The sequence below is a fragment of the Aetokthonos hydrillicola CCALA 1050 genome (assembly GCF_017591665.1).
Classification (GTDB): domain Bacteria; phylum Cyanobacteriota; class Cyanobacteriia; order Cyanobacteriales; family Nostocaceae; genus Aetokthonos; species Aetokthonos hydrillicola.
This window is the reverse complement of the sequence record NZ_JAAKGC010000391.1, coordinates 1-1,405: the sequence shown is the minus strand read 5'-3', so window position 1 is coordinate 1,405 and position 1,405 is coordinate 1. Positions and strand designations below refer to the sequence as shown.

Below are 1,405 nucleotides of genomic sequence, written 5' to 3'. Positions count from 1 at the left end.
TTTTAACTGTTGTTTAAGTTCATCTAACAAACGATAAATCTCGTAAGTTTGTGCAGCAACGTCCATCAGTGTTTGATAATCTGTTGGTAAACCTTCTGCTAAATCATGCAGATCCATTTTCATTTGACCTGCTTTACTATTGAGGCGTTTTATCTGAGTTTTTAGCTCTTCAATATTTTGTGTTTCTCCAGCTTGCACCATACACATCTCCCCAAAAATTCACCGCTTTAGTAGGGTGTGTTAGCGCAGCATAACGCACCGAAACATTGGAGTGGTGCGTTACAGACTTCGTCCTAACACACCCTACTGAATTCTGACTCCTTTTCACAGTTTTCCTACTTCAGGAAAACGTTGTGCTAAATCAATACCTTTTTGTACGAATTGTTCACCCTCTTCTGCTAATTTCTCAAAAGACTCAAAACCAAAGCGGTGAGCATCCCGTAAAGTTTTAACAACTAGCAAAAGACGACCAGAAAAAACTAGTACCCAGCCAAAACCTTCATGGTTCAAATCAATTACGACCTTAGAGAGTAAACCTGTTTCTTGTTCAATCCTAGCGGCTACAGCTCTAAAAAATGCCATGATTCGTGCTTGAGTTCCCGGCTCAACCTCACCCTCGACAGAAATTTCGCGTTTCTTTTGTTTAGTAACAACAAAGGGTTTAATAATTAATTCATCAGACCAATTACGATATACTCCATAATTATCTTGACCTCGAATCTGTTGGACTAATGTCTTGATAAAAGGAGAGGTTAATACTTCGCTTAAGGCTGTGTCATTAACATTATTAGTTGTACTCATACTGTCATACCGTTGCTTCTTCTTCAAGTTCGTCTTCAAAGGTTTGGGTTTTCTGCTGTAGAGCTTTACGTAACCAAGGTGGAGGATTTCCTTTGAGGGTTTGTACTAATTTATTTAAAATACCGGTGATCTCTTCTTCTTCAGATCGCGCTTTGATTGGTGTAACTCCCTTCTTGATTAATCGAGCAGCTGCACTACCTCCAATTGCCACAACATAAACAATCGTACAGTCAGCTAATGCTTCTAGTTTTGGGGTGATTTTATCTTCATTACCATCTTGTTTAAGCTCACCCTCAAATTTGAGAGTTTCTATAAATTCATATCCAGAATCTGAGATTTCATAAACGTCAATCTCTTTTGTTGATCCGAAGTGAGTATTAATATGAACTCGGTCGCTTGTTGTGAAAGCTATTTTCATTCTAAAGTTCCTTGGTTCCAGTCTATAGGTGACGATTTATGCTTTACGCAGCAAATATCTACAACAACTCTTTACTTTTTATTTCCAAATCTCTGTTATGATGGACTTTTGATTCTTCCTCCTCTAAAAACAAATTGCCAATATCAAATAAAAGCTGCATAGTACCCCGATATCCAACTTTGGTGA

General features: G+C 37.9%; 3 protein-coding genes. All 3 read right to left on the bottom strand.

What is annotated here, in order from left to right:
* Nucleotides 1–201 (bottom strand): CCE_0567 family metalloprotein (locus G4P69_RS38220; RefSeq protein WP_208355189.1); only part of this gene is annotated, 201 nt, incomplete at its 3' end.
* Nucleotides 202–324: 123 nt separating this feature from the next.
* Entirely contained in the window at nt 325–801 is a 477-nt protein-coding gene (locus G4P69_RS38215; protein ID WP_208344639.1) for a NifX-associated nitrogen fixation protein, read from the bottom strand.
* Between the two features lie 4 nt (nt 802–805).
* On the bottom strand, nt 806–1,219 hold the full coding sequence (gene nifX / locus G4P69_RS38210) for a nitrogen fixation protein NifX (RefSeq protein WP_208355186.1): 414 nt from the start codon (nt 1,217–1,219) through the stop codon (nt 806–808).
* Nucleotides 1,220–1,405: the final 186 nt, after the last annotated feature.